At 66.0% G+C, this 13,962-nt stretch carries 12 protein-coding genes and 1 pseudogene; 4 read left to right on the top strand and 9 right to left on the bottom strand.

Going from position 1 to position 13,962, the window contains the following annotated elements:
* Window positions 1–26: 26 nt before the first annotated feature.
* On the top strand, window positions 27–560 hold the full coding sequence (locus JQX13_RS06050) for a DinB family protein (RefSeq protein WP_203408117.1): 534 nt from the start codon (window positions 27–29) through the stop codon (window positions 558–560).
* Here the strand turns inward: JQX13_RS06050 and JQX13_RS53730 are convergent.
* Window positions 538–1,026 carry a helix-turn-helix domain-containing protein gene (locus JQX13_RS53730; RefSeq protein ID WP_239014571.1) on the bottom strand — a complete coding sequence of 163 codons (489 nt, stop codon included), beginning with the start codon at window positions 1,024–1,026 and terminating at the stop codon, window positions 538–540. The genes JQX13_RS06050 and JQX13_RS53730 overlap by 23 nt on opposite strands.
* Before the next feature lie 331 nt (window positions 1,027–1,357).
* On the opposite strand from JQX13_RS53730, the gene JQX13_RS56150 reads away from it, so the two are divergent.
* The gene (locus JQX13_RS56150; protein WP_430384155.1) at window positions 1,358–2,056 is read left to right on the top strand and encodes a DUF6597 domain-containing transcriptional factor; all 699 of its coding nucleotides are present in this window, start codon (window positions 1,358–1,360) and stop codon (window positions 2,054–2,056) included.
* 142 nt (window positions 2,057–2,198) lie between these two features.
* On the opposite strand, the gene JQX13_RS06040 is transcribed toward JQX13_RS56150, so the two are convergent.
* From JQX13_RS06040 to JQX13_RS06030, 3 genes are all read right to left on the bottom strand, one after another.
* Window positions 2,199–2,792, bottom strand: coding sequence for a hypothetical protein (locus JQX13_RS06040; RefSeq protein ID WP_203408115.1), 594 nt, complete (start codon window positions 2,790–2,792; stop codon window positions 2,199–2,201).
* A 138-nt stretch (window positions 2,793–2,930) separates the two neighbouring features.
* Window positions 2,931–3,290, bottom strand: coding sequence for a hypothetical protein (locus JQX13_RS06035; RefSeq protein WP_203408114.1), 360 nt, complete (start codon window positions 3,288–3,290; stop codon window positions 2,931–2,933).
* Window positions 3,291–3,388: 98 nt separating this feature from the next.
* Window positions 3,389–4,687 (bottom strand): IS110 family transposase, encoded by a 1,299-nt coding sequence (locus JQX13_RS06030; RefSeq protein ID WP_203408113.1) that lies wholly within the window; start codon window positions 4,685–4,687, stop codon window positions 3,389–3,391.
* A 1,342-nt stretch (window positions 4,688–6,029) separates the two neighbouring features.
* Here JQX13_RS06030 and JQX13_RS06025 point away from each other — a divergent pair.
* Complete coding sequence (locus JQX13_RS06025; RefSeq protein WP_203408112.1) at window positions 6,030–7,466, top strand: RICIN domain-containing protein; 1,437 nt, start codon at window positions 6,030–6,032, stop codon at window positions 7,464–7,466.
* Window positions 7,467–7,976: 510 nt separating this feature from the next.
* On the opposite strand, the gene JQX13_RS06020 is transcribed toward JQX13_RS06025, so the two are convergent.
* Entirely contained in the window at window positions 7,977–8,150 is a 174-nt protein-coding gene (locus tag JQX13_RS06020) for a hypothetical protein (RefSeq protein WP_239014570.1), read from the bottom strand.
* A gap of 312 nt (window positions 8,151–8,462) precedes the next feature.
* Here JQX13_RS06020 and JQX13_RS06015 point away from each other — a divergent pair, with 312 nt between their 5' ends.
* On the top strand, window positions 8,463–11,555 hold the full coding sequence (locus JQX13_RS06015) for an ELWxxDGT repeat protein (protein ID WP_203408111.1): 3,093 nt from the start codon (window positions 8,463–8,465) through the stop codon (window positions 11,553–11,555).
* 47 nt (window positions 11,556–11,602) lie between these two features.
* Here the strand turns inward: JQX13_RS06015 and JQX13_RS56145 are convergent, their stop codons facing one another.
* The 4 genes and pseudogenes from JQX13_RS56145 to JQX13_RS06005 all read right to left on the bottom strand — a co-directional run bounded on the left by JQX13_RS56145 (window position 11,603) and on the right by JQX13_RS06005 (window position 13,437).
* A complete protein-coding gene (locus JQX13_RS56145; protein ID WP_430384154.1) occupies window positions 11,603–12,169 on the bottom strand; it encodes a methyl-accepting chemotaxis protein in 567 nt (188 codons plus the stop codon).
* Window positions 12,166–12,615: a methyl-accepting chemotaxis protein gene (locus JQX13_RS56140; RefSeq protein ID WP_239015242.1), complete on the bottom strand. Its 450-nt coding sequence runs from the start codon at window positions 12,613–12,615 to the stop codon at window positions 12,166–12,168. Before JQX13_RS56140 ends, JQX13_RS56145 begins: the two co-directional genes overlap by 4 nt.
* A gap of 165 nt (window positions 12,616–12,780) precedes the next feature.
* Window positions 12,781–12,882 (bottom strand): annotated as a pseudogene (locus tag JQX13_RS53715) (hypothetical protein); the annotation flags it as partial.
* A 57-nt stretch (window positions 12,883–12,939) separates the two neighbouring features.
* On the bottom strand, window positions 12,940–13,437 hold the full coding sequence (locus JQX13_RS06005) for a hypothetical protein (protein ID WP_203408110.1): 498 nt from the start codon (window positions 13,435–13,437) through the stop codon (window positions 12,940–12,942).
* Window positions 13,438–13,962 lie beyond the last annotated feature (525 nt).

Here is a 13,962-nt window from a genome sequence, read left to right as displayed (position 1 = left end):
TCCGATCGCTGCCTATGTTCGGAGGTATGAACCGTCATCTCCAGATAGCGTCCGCTGATGAGTCCCTCGCGCCAACGCCCCTCCAAATGCTCGTCACTCACACCGCGTGGGCCAACCGACAGCTCTTCGCCGCCCTTCGCGCGGTCGAGTCCTTCGAGTCGCAGAAGGGCGCAGACTTGATCGTGCGGGCCCTCGATCACATCCATGTCGTCAGACACATCTTTCAGGCCCACCTGCAGGGTGTTCCGCACGGTTACGAGTCTACACAGAGGGCGGTCATTCCCTCTCTCGAGGAGCTCGATCTCGAATCCGAGACCATCGACCGCTGGTATGTGGAGACCACGGCGTCGCTCCGACCGGAGGAGCTCGCACGACCTCGCGACGTGCGCTTCACCGACGGGAAGATCGTGACGATGAGCGCCGCCACGATGATTCTCCACGTGGTCACACACACGACCCATCATCGCGGAAACGTGGACGTCATCATGTACCAAGCCGGGATGCCGCGCCGGAGGGACGGATTCCCCGAGTTCCTCGTCAGTCGAGCGTCCGCCACGTGACCGAGCTCAGCCCCTGCGTTGGCGTCATGCCGAACTGCTCCCGGAAGACGCGGCTCAGGTGGGCGCTGTCCGCGAACCCGGCAGAGGCCGCGGCGGCACTCAGGCTCGCCCCCTCCTCCACCGCGGCGATGGCGCGGCGCAAGCGCTTCCACCGCAGATACGCGCGCATCGGGAGCCCGACGTCACGCGCGAAGGCATGACGCATCTGCCGGGGCGAGAGCCCGGCCTCGTGTGAGAGGCTCGCGAGGTCGACGGGGTCGGAGCTATCGAGGTACGCGCACATCCTGCGTGCCGCCGGGTGTCGCGGTCCCGGTGGCTGGCGCAGGTCGACGGCGGAGAGAATCGAGGCGATGAGAGCGCGTGCCTGCTCCGGCGTAGGATCGCGAGGGACCCTCACACCGAGCGTGTCGCGCCCCCACGTCTCGCACCGAGGCTCGGCGTTACGAGAGAGCGCTCGGCTCGCCAAGTCGTCTCCGTCGAGGAACAGGACGGCAGCATGTGGGCACGCGCCGTGTCCATGGGGCTGGCGTGGGGGAATGACGGCCGTGCAGGTGCGAATGCGTCCGTTGGCACCGTCATCAATGGATAGCCCCTGCGGCGCCATGACGATCTGGGCCGCATGGTGCGCGTGCCGCCTCGTGGCAACCAGGGGGCCCACATAGAGCATCCGCGTCCCCGACGCGAATACCGTACCGTCCAACCGTGCCGGAGTGCTCATTTGGCTTCCTCGGGTGACGTCGATATTCGCCGGTCCATCAGCTTCCCATCCTAATCTGCAAGACCTGTTAACGCACGCCATGATGCACACGCTCTATCGGCCAAGGCCACCGCTCGATCGGCTCGTCGAATCCCTATGGGTCTCCGACAACTACGTCGGGCAGGCACCGCGACAGCGCGTGCTGCCGACCGGTGCGCAGGCGCTCGTGGTCCTCCTCGGCGAGAGCCCGGTTCGTATCTACGCCGGCGAGAGCACGAGCGAGTCCGCCGACCACTCCGGCGCAATCTTATGCGGTGCACGGAGCAGCCCGCTGCTCATCGGTACCTCTCTTGGCCCCATCGTCGGCGTCAAATTCAGACCTGGCGGCGCCCTCCCTTTCTTCGATGTCCCTGCCGATGCACTTGCAGAGCAGACTCTCTCTCTGGAAGCGCTGTGGGGCTCCTCGAGCCGCTCGCTGCGTGAGCGGCTCATGGCTCCCCCAAGCCGGAGGGGAGGAGGCGAGGGTGGAGCCCCAGGCAGCGGCCAGGAAGGAGGCGAAGAGGGAGAGGAGGCAGCGTGTGGACCAGGCAGAGGTGCTGAGGAGGACGTTCGACTGCGACGTATTCGCCTGCGTGAGGTGTGGAGGAAGGCGGCGGGTGCTGGCGTACATGAAGGGAGCAGGAGGGGTGAGAGCGATTGTGAAGAACCTGGGACTGCCCACGGCAGGAGAGAGGCTGGCCCCTCCGCTCCAGTCCTCCACCTCTCAACAGGCCTTCAATCCGTCCTATGCTCTTGGTGACTTCCACTCCCACAATCGTTCGTGGCCCTCCCAGCGCCTCCCGGCCACCGCCAATTGCAGGTTGTAGGCGGGTCGGAAGCCCCCATCGGCCATCTTCATCACCCGCGCATCCGCATCCGTGGTGCAGGAGTTGAGGGCGCGCTCAGACGCGCACGCCGCGCTCGCGCAGGGCCCCGATGAGTGCGGCCCGGCCGTCGTTCATCACCACCGCGCCATGGCCCGGAAGGAGGTGGTCGAACTCCAGCGCCGTGATCTTCTTCAGGGAGGACTCGAAGGCCGGGCGATCCTTCGCGTACCTCAGGAACAGTCTGCTGACGCCGAGTCGGCGGTAGGTGCCGAACAGCGAGAAGATGAGCCACGCCCCCAGGCCTCGCGCATCGACCACATTGAAGACCAGGTCGGAGACCAGCAGGGAACGGCTCGCCTTGTGGAGGAAGACGTGCTCGTGGAACCCCGGCATCCCCTCCACCTGGAACACCGGCAGCTCGCCCTCATGGGGCCAGGGGTCCTTGCCGAGCAGCCCGTGCCAGGTGACGCCCGGCTGCTTCTCACGGCATCCGGGAGGGCCCCACACGCGCGCCTGTGGGTGGGCGGCGGAAGCGGCCTGGATGCCCCCGGTATGGAACAGGTTCGGCGCCACGATGTCCGTCACCGGTCCTGCTCGAAGGAGCGCCTCCTGCGTCAGGGTCGACGCGGGCGACAGCAACACCCGGCCGGAGGCGAGGGGGGCAATCACGGTCCGCACAGGCAGCGGCGTCAGAGGCATCTGAACGGTGCTTTCGATACACTCCAATCCTGCGATTGCCATCCCGGCTCCCTGCCTTGGTCATGAAAAGCGAATCCTGGCGTTCGATCCTACCTCAACCAGGGAGACCTACGACAGGATTTTGGTGAACTGGGAAACCTTGAAGAGGACCTTGCATTTCTGGAGGGCGGGAATCTGTTCCAGCTTTGCGTTCCCGGTATTGCCGTTACGCACCCTTGCGTGGGCCATTACCCGGCTTCCCGGGTGGATGTCTCGCCCCCAGTACAAGGGGTAGGCGCCGCCATCAATGGGCTCGACCTCTGAAGCCTCACAGTGGGTCGCCTCGAGCAGCGCCTTCCCTGCCGCCTTGTTATCTGGATAAGCAAATATGCCGTATACTGAGCCAGACGGGAGCTTGACGGGCGTCGTTTCGGCCTTTCTGGCGCTTGAGCGCCTGAAGTCAATCTCGCCATACAGCTCATTGAACATGGCGTATTTCTTCTTGGTTGTTCTTCGCTGACAGGCCCTACTGAAAATTCTGGAGACAGGCCAGGTGGGCGCCTCGGTGTAGGGCACCCGGCCCGGTGTCACTCCCGATAGAGGGTGCGCCGCAGGAAGCCGAGCGCCCGGTCCCAGGCGTCGTTCCAGTCCTCCCCGCGCATGTAGTGGTCCGACTCCGGGTACTCGTAGTGCCCGACGTGCGAGCCCAGCCAGGGGAACTCGCCCCAGAGCCGGTGCGCGAAGTCCCGGGCCTGGTGCGCGGGGACGAGCTGATCCTTCCCCGCGTTCAGCAGGAGCAGCGGGGCGCGCGCGCAGTCCCAGGGACGGTGGACGGGCGCGTCCTGCATCAGCCAGCGCAGCTCATCGGTGACGTGGCCATCCCGGGGCGTCCAGTCCGGCGAGCCGAGAATGGACACCGTCGCCTGGACGCGAGAGTCCCGGGCCGCCACCGCCAGCGCCGTGTATGCGCCGAACGACACGCCCGCGAGCCCGATGGGCCCGTGGCCTTCCCCCACCAGATGGTCGATGACCCGTGAAACCTCGGGGACGGCCTCGCGGATGAAGTAGAGCAGGCGCGCGTGGTAGTCCGTCGGGCCGAGCGAGGGCATCCCGTCGAGCCAGCTGTCACGCCGGGCGCCATGGTGCGGGGCGTCCATGCCGACGGCGGCCATGCCCCACTTCGCGAGCGCGTCCAGTTCCCAGCGCTGCGCGTCGGCATTGGAGAAGAGCCCGTGTAGCACGACGACGGCGGGGCCGGGCCGGGGCTCGTAGTGCACCTTGAGGACGGGGATGTGACCATCCACGCGGAAGCGGTACGCGTCGGGCATGTGAGGAGTCTGCCCGTCCCCGGTACTGTCTGGCGAGCCCTCCGCTCGCGATGGCGTCAGTTGGGCACGGCCCCGGGTGGGCATGGGCACCATGAGGCCCTCTCGGGTGTCGAGCGCTCTCTGGGAGTTGAAGCACCCAGGGCCACCTGGGCCGGCGTGTGCCCAAAGGGGCTGCACCGCCTCGAAGGCAATCTGCTCGTTGAGGTGCAGCAGGAGGCTCAGCAGCGGGGCCACCTCCGCCTTCAGCCTGCCCGGCAACGCCAGGGTGCGTGCGTCCCGCTTGTCCGTCTTCACCCGGCGGCTGCGCGTGGCGTACATGGGCGCGAAGTTGGTGCCTTTCACTACCACCTCCTGCCCCCACCCCTCCAGGCACCGCGCCACCCACTCGCTCTCGGTGGAAGCCTCCAGCAGCACCCGGGACTTCGAGCGCTTGCTCAGCAGCTCCCCCAACCGCTCCCGTTGCGTGCGCACCCGCTGCTCCAGCACCACCTCTCCACCCTCGCCCAGAATGCACACCTGGCTGTCCCGCTTGTGCACATCGATGCCGATGTATTCCATCGCCCACTTCCCCCACTTCGGCGGTCACCTCCGCACCGCCGCAAGGTAGGGCTCGGTGGGCCTCCACGCATGTGGCCGGCCAGCCGCTTCATCACCGCTATGCTCGAGGCTACCTCGCGCCCGAGCTGGGCGAGGAGTCCGTCGGTCCCGAAGAGTGGCACCAAGAAGGACTCGAGGCCGTGACGCTGGAGAATCCGGCAGCGCATGCCCTGCCAGACATACAAGTCCAGGGCGCCGAACTCAGAGCGGAGTGCCGCCGCCACCTGGAGGCTCAGGGGCATTCCGTCATGCCGCAGCGACGCCGCGAAGTCAGGTGAGAGGGGGAACAGCAGCTCCTGCTCACCGGCGGGCCCCGTCTCCGCGATCCGGATCCCGCTATCGCAGAGAAGCTCGAAGCGGGCAGCGCGCAACCGCTCGTTGTCCGCTCGGCGGCCTGTGCCCTGGCGCTCGTCACGGACGAAGAGCATGGCCGAAGCGAGCCGGTTGAAACCCGTGAGAAGGACCCAGCTCTCCTCCTCGTCCTTCGACAGCCCAAAGGCCTCGACGATGTGCTCCTCACTTGCGACGTGAATGGTGCCATCCGCAGGCCGGCCGCTCGCGTCGAAGGCGGCCGCAAGCCAGAGCGTGGAGAGCCTGTCCAGGCCGAAGGGCACCGGCCGCTCGTGGGAGCGGAGGGGGGGAGAGAAGCACCTCCGTCCTTTCGCTCATACCGTGGCTCTGCCTGCTTGGTGTAGGGCAGGCCGATGACGAAGCGCTCGAGGCTGAACGTGAAGTAGTGATCCACGTTGCGCCGTGCCTCTCGCTCCTCTGACAACAACGTCACCTTGACGCCGTGCTTGGGCCCCCCTCGCTTCTTCCCATGTTCCCCTCGTCCGGGAGCTTGTCTGGCCTCCCGCCTCACGACTGTATGTCGTTGCTGCTTTCTCCGGTATTGTCTCTTGCCAACAGAGCAACCGCCCGTTGCATCCTTCTCATTGAGAGCAGCGCCGTGATGACGTGGGGGACCCGGGACGATGGCGTTTCACAACACCACGGCGGATGCGGTGCCCTCAGCCAGTCACAGGGCAATCGGGGCTAATAGCCCTCGATGCCCAAACCGTGCTACTGATTGGGCCCGCTCAAGTCTCTGGCTTTCCTTGAGAAAGGTGTCATTCTCGTTCTATGGTGTCTAGCCCCCTGGGGGGCGTCATCTGTTCGGGTTGTCAGTTCATGCAAGAAGAAAGGAGAGCCTGTGGAAAGGAACCCTGTGTCACGCGCTTGTCGTAGAAGTAAGGGGCGCACCTGTACGCAAAGCACCGCGCATCATCGTCCGATTGCCGTCGCAGCTCGCGTCGGCCTTTTATTGATTTTGCTGGCTGCTGGCGGCGAGGCCGTCGCCGCCCCGGTCACGGTCACCAACGGAGTGCAGTTCACCGACACCGCCGGCAACGTGGTGCGCGGGCACGACGGCGGCATGATCAAGGTGGGCAAGTACTACTACTGGTTCGGCGCGAACCCCCACCCCGACAACAGCTTCCAGTACATCTCGGTGTACCGCTCGACTGATCTGCATGCCTGGGAGTTTCGCAAACACGTGCTGACCGAGACCTCGGCCCGCGGAGTGAAGAACCTCCACCGCCCCAAGGTCATCTACAACTCCCGCACCGGGCAATACGTACTCTTCATGCGCAAGGAGAACCACCCATTTCCCTTGGTGGAGAACCGGGTCGGGGTCGCCACGTCGCCCACGGTGGACGGCGACTACACATACCGGGGCGACTTCCATCCCCTCGGGGAATTATCCTCCGACGTGAGCGTGTTCCAGGATGATGATCGCGACCGCACTGCGTACCTGATCTCGACGACCGGTGAGAAGCAGCTGCACCTCACCATCTACCGCCTGACCCCCGACTACCTCGATGTCGCCGCCAGGGAGCACGTCTTCTCCAACGTCAAACGGGAAGCGCAGACGATGTTCAAGCGCAACGGTGTCTACTTCCTGGTAACCTCTGGCCTCACCGGCTGGCATCCCAATCAAGCCAAATACGCTACCGCGACCAGCATCAAAGGCCCTTGGAGCGGCATGGCGAACCTCGGCGACAGCACCACCTACGGCTCGCAGCCCACGTACATCCTGCCGATCCAGGGCAGCAACACGACCTCCTACCTCTACATGGGCGACCGGCATGGGAACGCCTGGCATGGCAACCTCAGCGACAGCGAGCACGTCTGGCTGCCGCTCCAATTCCCGACCGACAGGTCGCTGTCGATGCGCTGGCACCCGCAGGTGTCCATCGACACCACAACCGGCGTGGTGAGGGGCGTCGGCTCCGGACACGCGTACGAGCAGTTGCGAGCCCAGCACAAGGACGAGTGCCTGGCTGTGCGGCGCTTTACCGATGGCCCCCTACTCAAGGATGAGAGCTCGAGGGGCGACGGGGTAGGGGTGACCCAGCGACCCTGCGGCACCGCTGCGGCCTCGAACCAGCACTGGCAAGTGCTCCACCTGGGAGCCGGCTACCACCGGATCGTCGCCCGGCACAGCCACAAATGCCTCACCGTGCCGTCGTCGTCCACCGCCGACAACGCACGGGTGTCACAGGCACCCTGCGGCAACGGCGCGAACCAGCAGTGGAAGATCACCTCCCTCCCCGGAGGCAACTTCCAGATCACCGCCCGCCACAGCGGCAAGTGTCTGACCATCGCCTACGATCCGGCCACCGAGGGCCCGAAGGCCATCCAGTTCACCTGCAGAGGCACCGCCAACCAGCAGTGGAAGCGAGCCGGCGCCCCCTACTGACCCTAGAGCACGGAACGGTTTGAAGGTACCCCAGTTCCTTGGGGATGCGGCTCCCGGTCGCCCGCCTCGCGATGAGCTCACCGCGAGGCGGCCTGCGCAGCAAGACTGGGAAGCTCCCAGCACTGCTTCCATAGCGTAAGCCTCCCCCAGACCCAGTCCTCCACGCGCCAGCACTGGGGCAACACTACCGCGAAGGTATTCGCCACTGGCGAGGGCGCGTGCGGCATTTGCGGGTGCACCACTACGGGCAGCAGTGGCTCTGCCCTCGCCTCCACGCCTGCAACATCGGCCCCGCTACCCACAGCCTTTCCACCACTTGCGGGGCTTCACCGAGCGACTCGGTGCGACCTGGGCCTCGTCTCCGCTGCCTGCTCACGTGCGCACCCGGGCCGAGGAGCTCGTCACACAGCGTCACGGCCGCGACGACTGGACGCGTGACGCGGCCTGCTGAGCGTCCACCTTCCCGGTCGTGTTCGCGAGGCCCATGACCGGGCTTGCTCCTGCTTTGTTTCAGTCCAGGAGGTTCGCCAGTCCCGCGTACGTATTGGCTCCGGGGCTGCCGTCAATCGGGCCCGCGTAGTAGCCGCCGCGGCTCGCCAGGGACTGGAGCACCTTATAGGTGTGGGTTCCCGGTACCCCGTCGATGGGGCCCGTGTATCCAAAGCCCCGCAGGACAGTCTGCACGCCCTTCCCTCCGGGAAGGCCCGGGAAGGTGTCAAAGGACTTGTTGCATCTCGTCCCCTACGAATTGTCTGACACCCTGCCACCGGGGGGGCTCACCGTCTGGCGGGCGAGTCCCGTTCCCTGATGCTTGAGGAGCGAACCACGCATGTCGTTCTCCGGCGTCTGCTCCGGTTCCTTCGTGCTAGATGAGGAAGGGCCATGCTCCTCCCCTCCCACCGGGAGTGTCGCGAACCGGAGGAGTCGGGCCATGTGGCGCGCGCATGGGGGATGCTCGAGCCGCCTCTGTCCTCGTTCCCCCGGTAGGGAACTCGAATGAGAGTGACAGAGGTGGTTCGGCTGCTCCTCGCCGGAATGCTCGCCGTACTCGGTGGCTGCATGCGGACGCAGGGGGTGGATGACACCCGCGTGCTGGCTCCGAGCACCGTGACCCAGGCCTTGCCCCTGGGGACCGCGCAGGTTCGGGACATCAACACCCGCCCGGTCCGGTTTCCCCAGCGCCCCTCCGGGTCCGTGGCGCTGGGGGGAGGCGTGGCGCTCTTCGTGGCGAGCGACGAGTTGCATGGCACGGAGCTGTGGCGCGGGGACGGGACCGAGGCAGGCACCTCGCTCGTGAAGGATCTCGCGCCTGGACTGGCGAGTTCGGAGCCCGGGTTGCTGACCCTCGCGCAGGGAAAGGTCTTCTTCACGGCCCAGAGTGGGGGCGTGGTGGACGGGATCGGGGCGGTGGAGCTCTGGAAGACGGACGGCACCCCAGCGGGAACCGTCATGGTGAAGCGCCTGTTCAAGACCAGGGACACGGCGGGGATCAGTGCCATGGCACAGGTAGGTGGAACGGTGTTCTTCGTCTACTCGGGCTCTCCACAGCAGCTCTGGAAGAGCGATGGCACCGAGGCGGGCACCGTGCTCCTCCAGCAACTGTCTTCCCAGGATTACCGCGGCTGGACTTTCGAGTTGCTCTCCACGGGCACCACCTTGTTCTTCACCGGGGGGGACGCCGCGAACAACCTGGAGCTGTGGAAGTGGGAGGGGGCCACGGGAGCCGTTCGCCTCAGGACGATCTCCGTGGCTGCCAACTCCTATCTGCCGAGTCACTTCCTCACCCAGGTGGGCAGCTCACTCTTCTTCACCGTGGACAAGACCCTGTGGAAGAGCGACGGGACGCCAGCGGGGACCGTCCCCGTGTCCACACTGTCATCCAGGATCTCCGACCTGGAAGCCATCAACGGCACCCTCTTCCTCACGAACTCCACGTCGCTCTGGAAGAGTGATGGCACGACGCCGGTCCTGCTCCGCAGCTTCGATGAGGCGCCAGGCTCGCTCACCGCGTTCGGCAACGCGCTCTATTTCATTGGCGCCGACGCCCTGGGCGGGCGTGAGTTGTGGACGAGCGATGGCACGGCGGCGGGCACGCGCCGGGTGACGGATCTGGTCCCGGGCGTTGATGGCTCGGCCCCCCAGGAACTTCTCGCCTGGAACGGTGGCCTCTACTTCACGGCCTCGACCACCGTGGGCACGCGTGGGCTGTGGCGCAGCGACGGCACCACCGCCGGGACCCTTGCCCTCAAGACGTGGGCCGAGGAGGCGAGCACCTGGTACGAGGAGTCCCATGACCTCACCCCGGTGGGCAGCGCGCTGTTGTTCTCCGTGCCGGAGGCCGCAGCGGACGCGCCGGGATCCCCACTCATCCCGGCGCTCACGTGGAGGACGAACGGGACCGCGAAGGGGACCCGAGAGCTGGCGGGCGTCTGGGCAGGCACCCGGAACTCCCAGTCCCACTACCACCCCTTCGGCGTCGTGGGGGGGATGGTGTTCTTCGGTGCTTCGGATGGCAGCCCCGGCGAGGCGCTCTGGATGAGCGATGGGACGCCGGCCGGCACGGTCCATCTCAGGACCCTGGCGCGAGTGGCACTGGAGACGAATTCGTGGTTGCTCAAGCCCGCGGCGGCGCATGTGGGCCGGACGCTCTTCTTCGCGGCGGACGACGGGGTGCATGGCCTCGAGCTGTGGAAGAGCGATGGCACCGCCGTCGGGACGGTCCTGGTCAAGGACCTCCGCGCGGGTCCTGACTCCTCTTCCCTCGGGAACCTCACCGCGCTGAACGGCACGCTGTTCTTCAGTGCGCATGACGACGTCAACGGCTGGTCCCTTTGGCGCAGCGACGGAAGCGAGGCTGGCACCGTTCCCGTCAAGTCCATGGGCCTGGAGGCTTCCTCGGGTGCCGTCGACGGGCTCACGGTGATGGACGGCCTCCTCTACTTCGAGGCGGATGACAGCCTCCACGATTCGGGATTGTGGAAGAGTGATGGCACCCCGGAGGGGACGAGCCTGATCAAGGTTCCCTTCGCCGGTAGGTACGCCTCGCTCCGCCTGTTCACGGGGGTGAACGGCACCTTGTTCTTCGGCGCTCACAACGGATATGGCGCGAGTCAGCTCTGGAAGAGTGACGGCACGGAGACCGGCACGGTCCTCGTCAAGGATGGGTTCTACTCCCTGCAGATGTTCCATCCGGTGCCGTCGCGGGGCGAGTTGTACTTCACCGCGGACGATGATGTTCACGGCTACGAGCTGTGGCGCAGTGATGGCACGGAGGCCGGGACATACATGCTCGCGGACATCCATCCCGGTCTCAGGGGCTCCGCGCCGCATTCGCTCACGGCCGTGGGCTCGGGACTGGTGTTCGTGGCCTACGAAGACACCCATGGCTGGGAGCTTTGGAGGACCGACGGCACGCAGGCCGGGACTCGCCTTCTCGTGGATCTGCTTCCGGGTCCGCCGGGAGGCATGCGCCCCTGGAATTCGGACTCCCTGGTCGACATCCTCGGATTGGAAGAGCAGGGATTGGCGCTCTTCACCGGCGTGGACGCGGCCGGTGGCGCGGAGCTGTGGCGGACCGATGGGACGGTGGCGGGCACGTTCCGGATGCTGGACCTCGTGCCCGGCCCCGACTCCTCCGAACCCCGTTCGTTCGCCCGCGTGGGGGATCGGCTCTTCTTCATGGCTGGAGACAAGGCCCATGGCCGCGAGCCACGCTTCCTCGGCATCCCCAGGGACTTGGGGTCGGCCACCGGCACCGCCGTGTTCCAGGGCTCCACGTGCACCGGGCAGAGTCAGGTCACTCCCAGTTGCACCAACAACTCCCTGGCTCCGGACTCCACGTTCGCCTGGACGGCTCCTTCGGCGGGGCGCTTCACCTTCACCACGGAGGGGTCCGGCTACGACACGAGCCTCGAGGTGTCGGACCCGGCTTCCGGCACGTCGCTCGGGTGCAACGACGACACGAATGAGACGCTTCAGTCGTCCGTGGGGGTGAGCTTGTCGGCCGGGCAGACCGTGCTCATCACCGTCGACGGTTACGACACGGAGTGCGGTCCCTTCCTCCTCCACATCCTTCCCAGTCCGTCCTGACGCTGGGGGGGGACGGGAGGAGCCCCTCTCCTCCCGGAGGCCCTCGCTCATGCCGCCATCTTCTGACGGTGCCCCGGGGCGCCCGCGGACGAGCGGTAGATGGGATGAGCACCGCCGCGCTCGGAGCCATCCCCCACGTGGAAGAAGGACACCAACCGCAGCAGCGCCTCGGCCTGCGCCGACAGCTCCTCCACCGTGGCTGCCATCTCCTCGGAGGCCAAGGCATTGCGCTGCGTCACCTGGTCCACGTGCCCCATGACCTTGTTCGGTTGGGTCACCCCGCCGGCCTGCTCCACCGACGCCGCCACCACCTCCTGCACCAGATCCGCCGTCTTCTGGATGGACGGCACCAGCTCTTCCAGCAACCGCCCCGAGCGCGTCGCCACCTCCACGCTTCCGGAGGCCAGCCCGGAGATCTCCCGCGCCGCCGTCCGGCTGCGCTCCGCCAGCTTGCGCACCTCCGTGGCCACCACAGCGAAGCCCTTGCCGTGCGCTCCCGCCCTCGCCGCCTCGATGGCCGCGTTGAGCGCCAGCAGGTTCGTCTGGTAGGCGATCTCCTCGATGATGAAGAGCTTCTCCGCGATGGAGCCCATCGCCTCCACCGTCTCCTTCACCGCCGTGCCGCTCTCCTCCGCGTCGCGGCGCCCTGCACGGCCATCCGCTCCATCCGGTGGCCGTGGTCGCGGTTCTGGGTGATGCTGGCCGTCATCTGCTCCAGGCTGGAGGTGGCCTGCTCCACGCTGCTGGCCTGCTCGCCGGTTCCCTGCGACAGGTTCTGCGAGGAGAGCGACACCTGGGCCGATGCCGAGGCCAACGCGTTGGCGCCCTCGCGCACCTCGCCAATGACCTGGGCGAGCTTGCGTACCATGCGCTCCAGGGCCATCAGCAGCCGGCCCGTCTCGTCTCGCGCCTCCGTGGAGATGCGCACCGTGAGGTCCCCCTCGGCGATGCGGTCCGCCACCCTCACCGCCTCTCCCAGTGGTCTGGAGATCACCCGGGCGACGAAGAAGCAGAACAGCAGGCACACGGCGAGGCTGCCCCCAGGACTCCGAGGAGCCACTTGCGTGCGTCCTCGTGGGTGGCGTTCGAGTTGCCCACCGCCTTCTGGCTGGCCTTGTAGTTGATGTTCCTCAGCGCCTGCAGCTGGGTGTTCGCGGCGGAGAAACTTCTGCTTCGCCTTCGAGAGCCGGATGATCTTGTCGTGGTCGACCACGTAGCTCTTCCAGCGGCTCCTGAACTCCTCGAGCGCGCGATGCTCCTCCTCGGAGGAGCTGTGCGACTCGAACCGCGAGAGGCTTTGCTCGAGCTTGTCCTGGTCGTCACTCATCCGCCGCTCGTAATCGCGCTGGAGCGCTTCATCCCGAGCGAGCGCGCATGAACTCTATCACTTTTCTTTCGGGATTCCTTTTTGAATCGCGCGCTTTCTTATCGCATCAGCCCATTCTTGGTAGCGCCTCCGGAGTGCAGGCCGTACATGCTCCGAACTGAGCACACCTAGAGCATCTGCAACGGCAGCTTCATCGCTATGGCACATCCATAGCCCGATAGAGCTATACACTTCATGCGCATATTTGCGATCCGCAAAGGGATAGAGCCTCCCCATGAGATATCCTGAAAGACCTGGCTTCACGTCCATGATGACCTCGAGGAGCGACATGATACGTCGCACGCGTTCATGGTTTTCCGCATGAAGTCCGACCTGATCGCGCAGAGCATCGAAGAGAGCAGAACCGCACCCTTCGTTGATTATCTGCATCGCTTCAGACAACACACCATCATCATGTGGATTCCCAAGCAACGCGGAAGCCACAAGTCGAATACGGTCTAGGTTTTCTGAGTGCTTACTCATCTTGAATCGGAATATGGGTGCGGGCGGGATCATTCGACTTCTTCGCGTTATCATCAAGGGTCGTTGCACGACCGGGCTTGAAGTTTCCGCGTTTGTTTGTCGCGGAGGTTGGCACGATCTCCTTGTGTGCGTGCGGAACCTCGTCGGCGTACCCCCTCGGAGGCACGCGCTCCGTGGGCGGGTCCAAGCGGACAACCGCAGTTTGACCCTTAGCATCTCCTTGGTCCACACAGTACCACCGTTCTCGGCTCCCCCAAGCAGGGGAGAAGCCGGAGCCAGAGGAGGAGAGCCCGTCTTTTGCCGAGAAGGAGGAGGAGCCGAAGAAGGAGCGCACACCCCGATGGGACCAGGCCGGGCTGCTGCGCAGGACGGAAAGCACGGGACGTGTTCGCGTGTGTGAAGTGTGGAGGCAGGCGGCGGGTGCTGGCGTACGTGAAGGGGGAGGGGTGAGAGCGATTGTGGAGCACCTGGGCCAGCCCCGGCAGGAGAGAGGCAGGCCCCGGCGAGCGAGCCCCCTCAAGCCGCGTGGTGTTGAGGCTCGAGCCGCCCCAGCCAAGA

It is taken from the genome of Archangium violaceum (genome assembly GCF_016859125.1).
GTDB lineage: Bacteria > Myxococcota > Myxococcia > Myxococcales > Myxococcaceae > Archangium > Archangium violaceum_A.
Note: the sequence above shows the minus strand (reverse complement) of the source record. Positions and strands in the feature narration are given on the sequence as shown.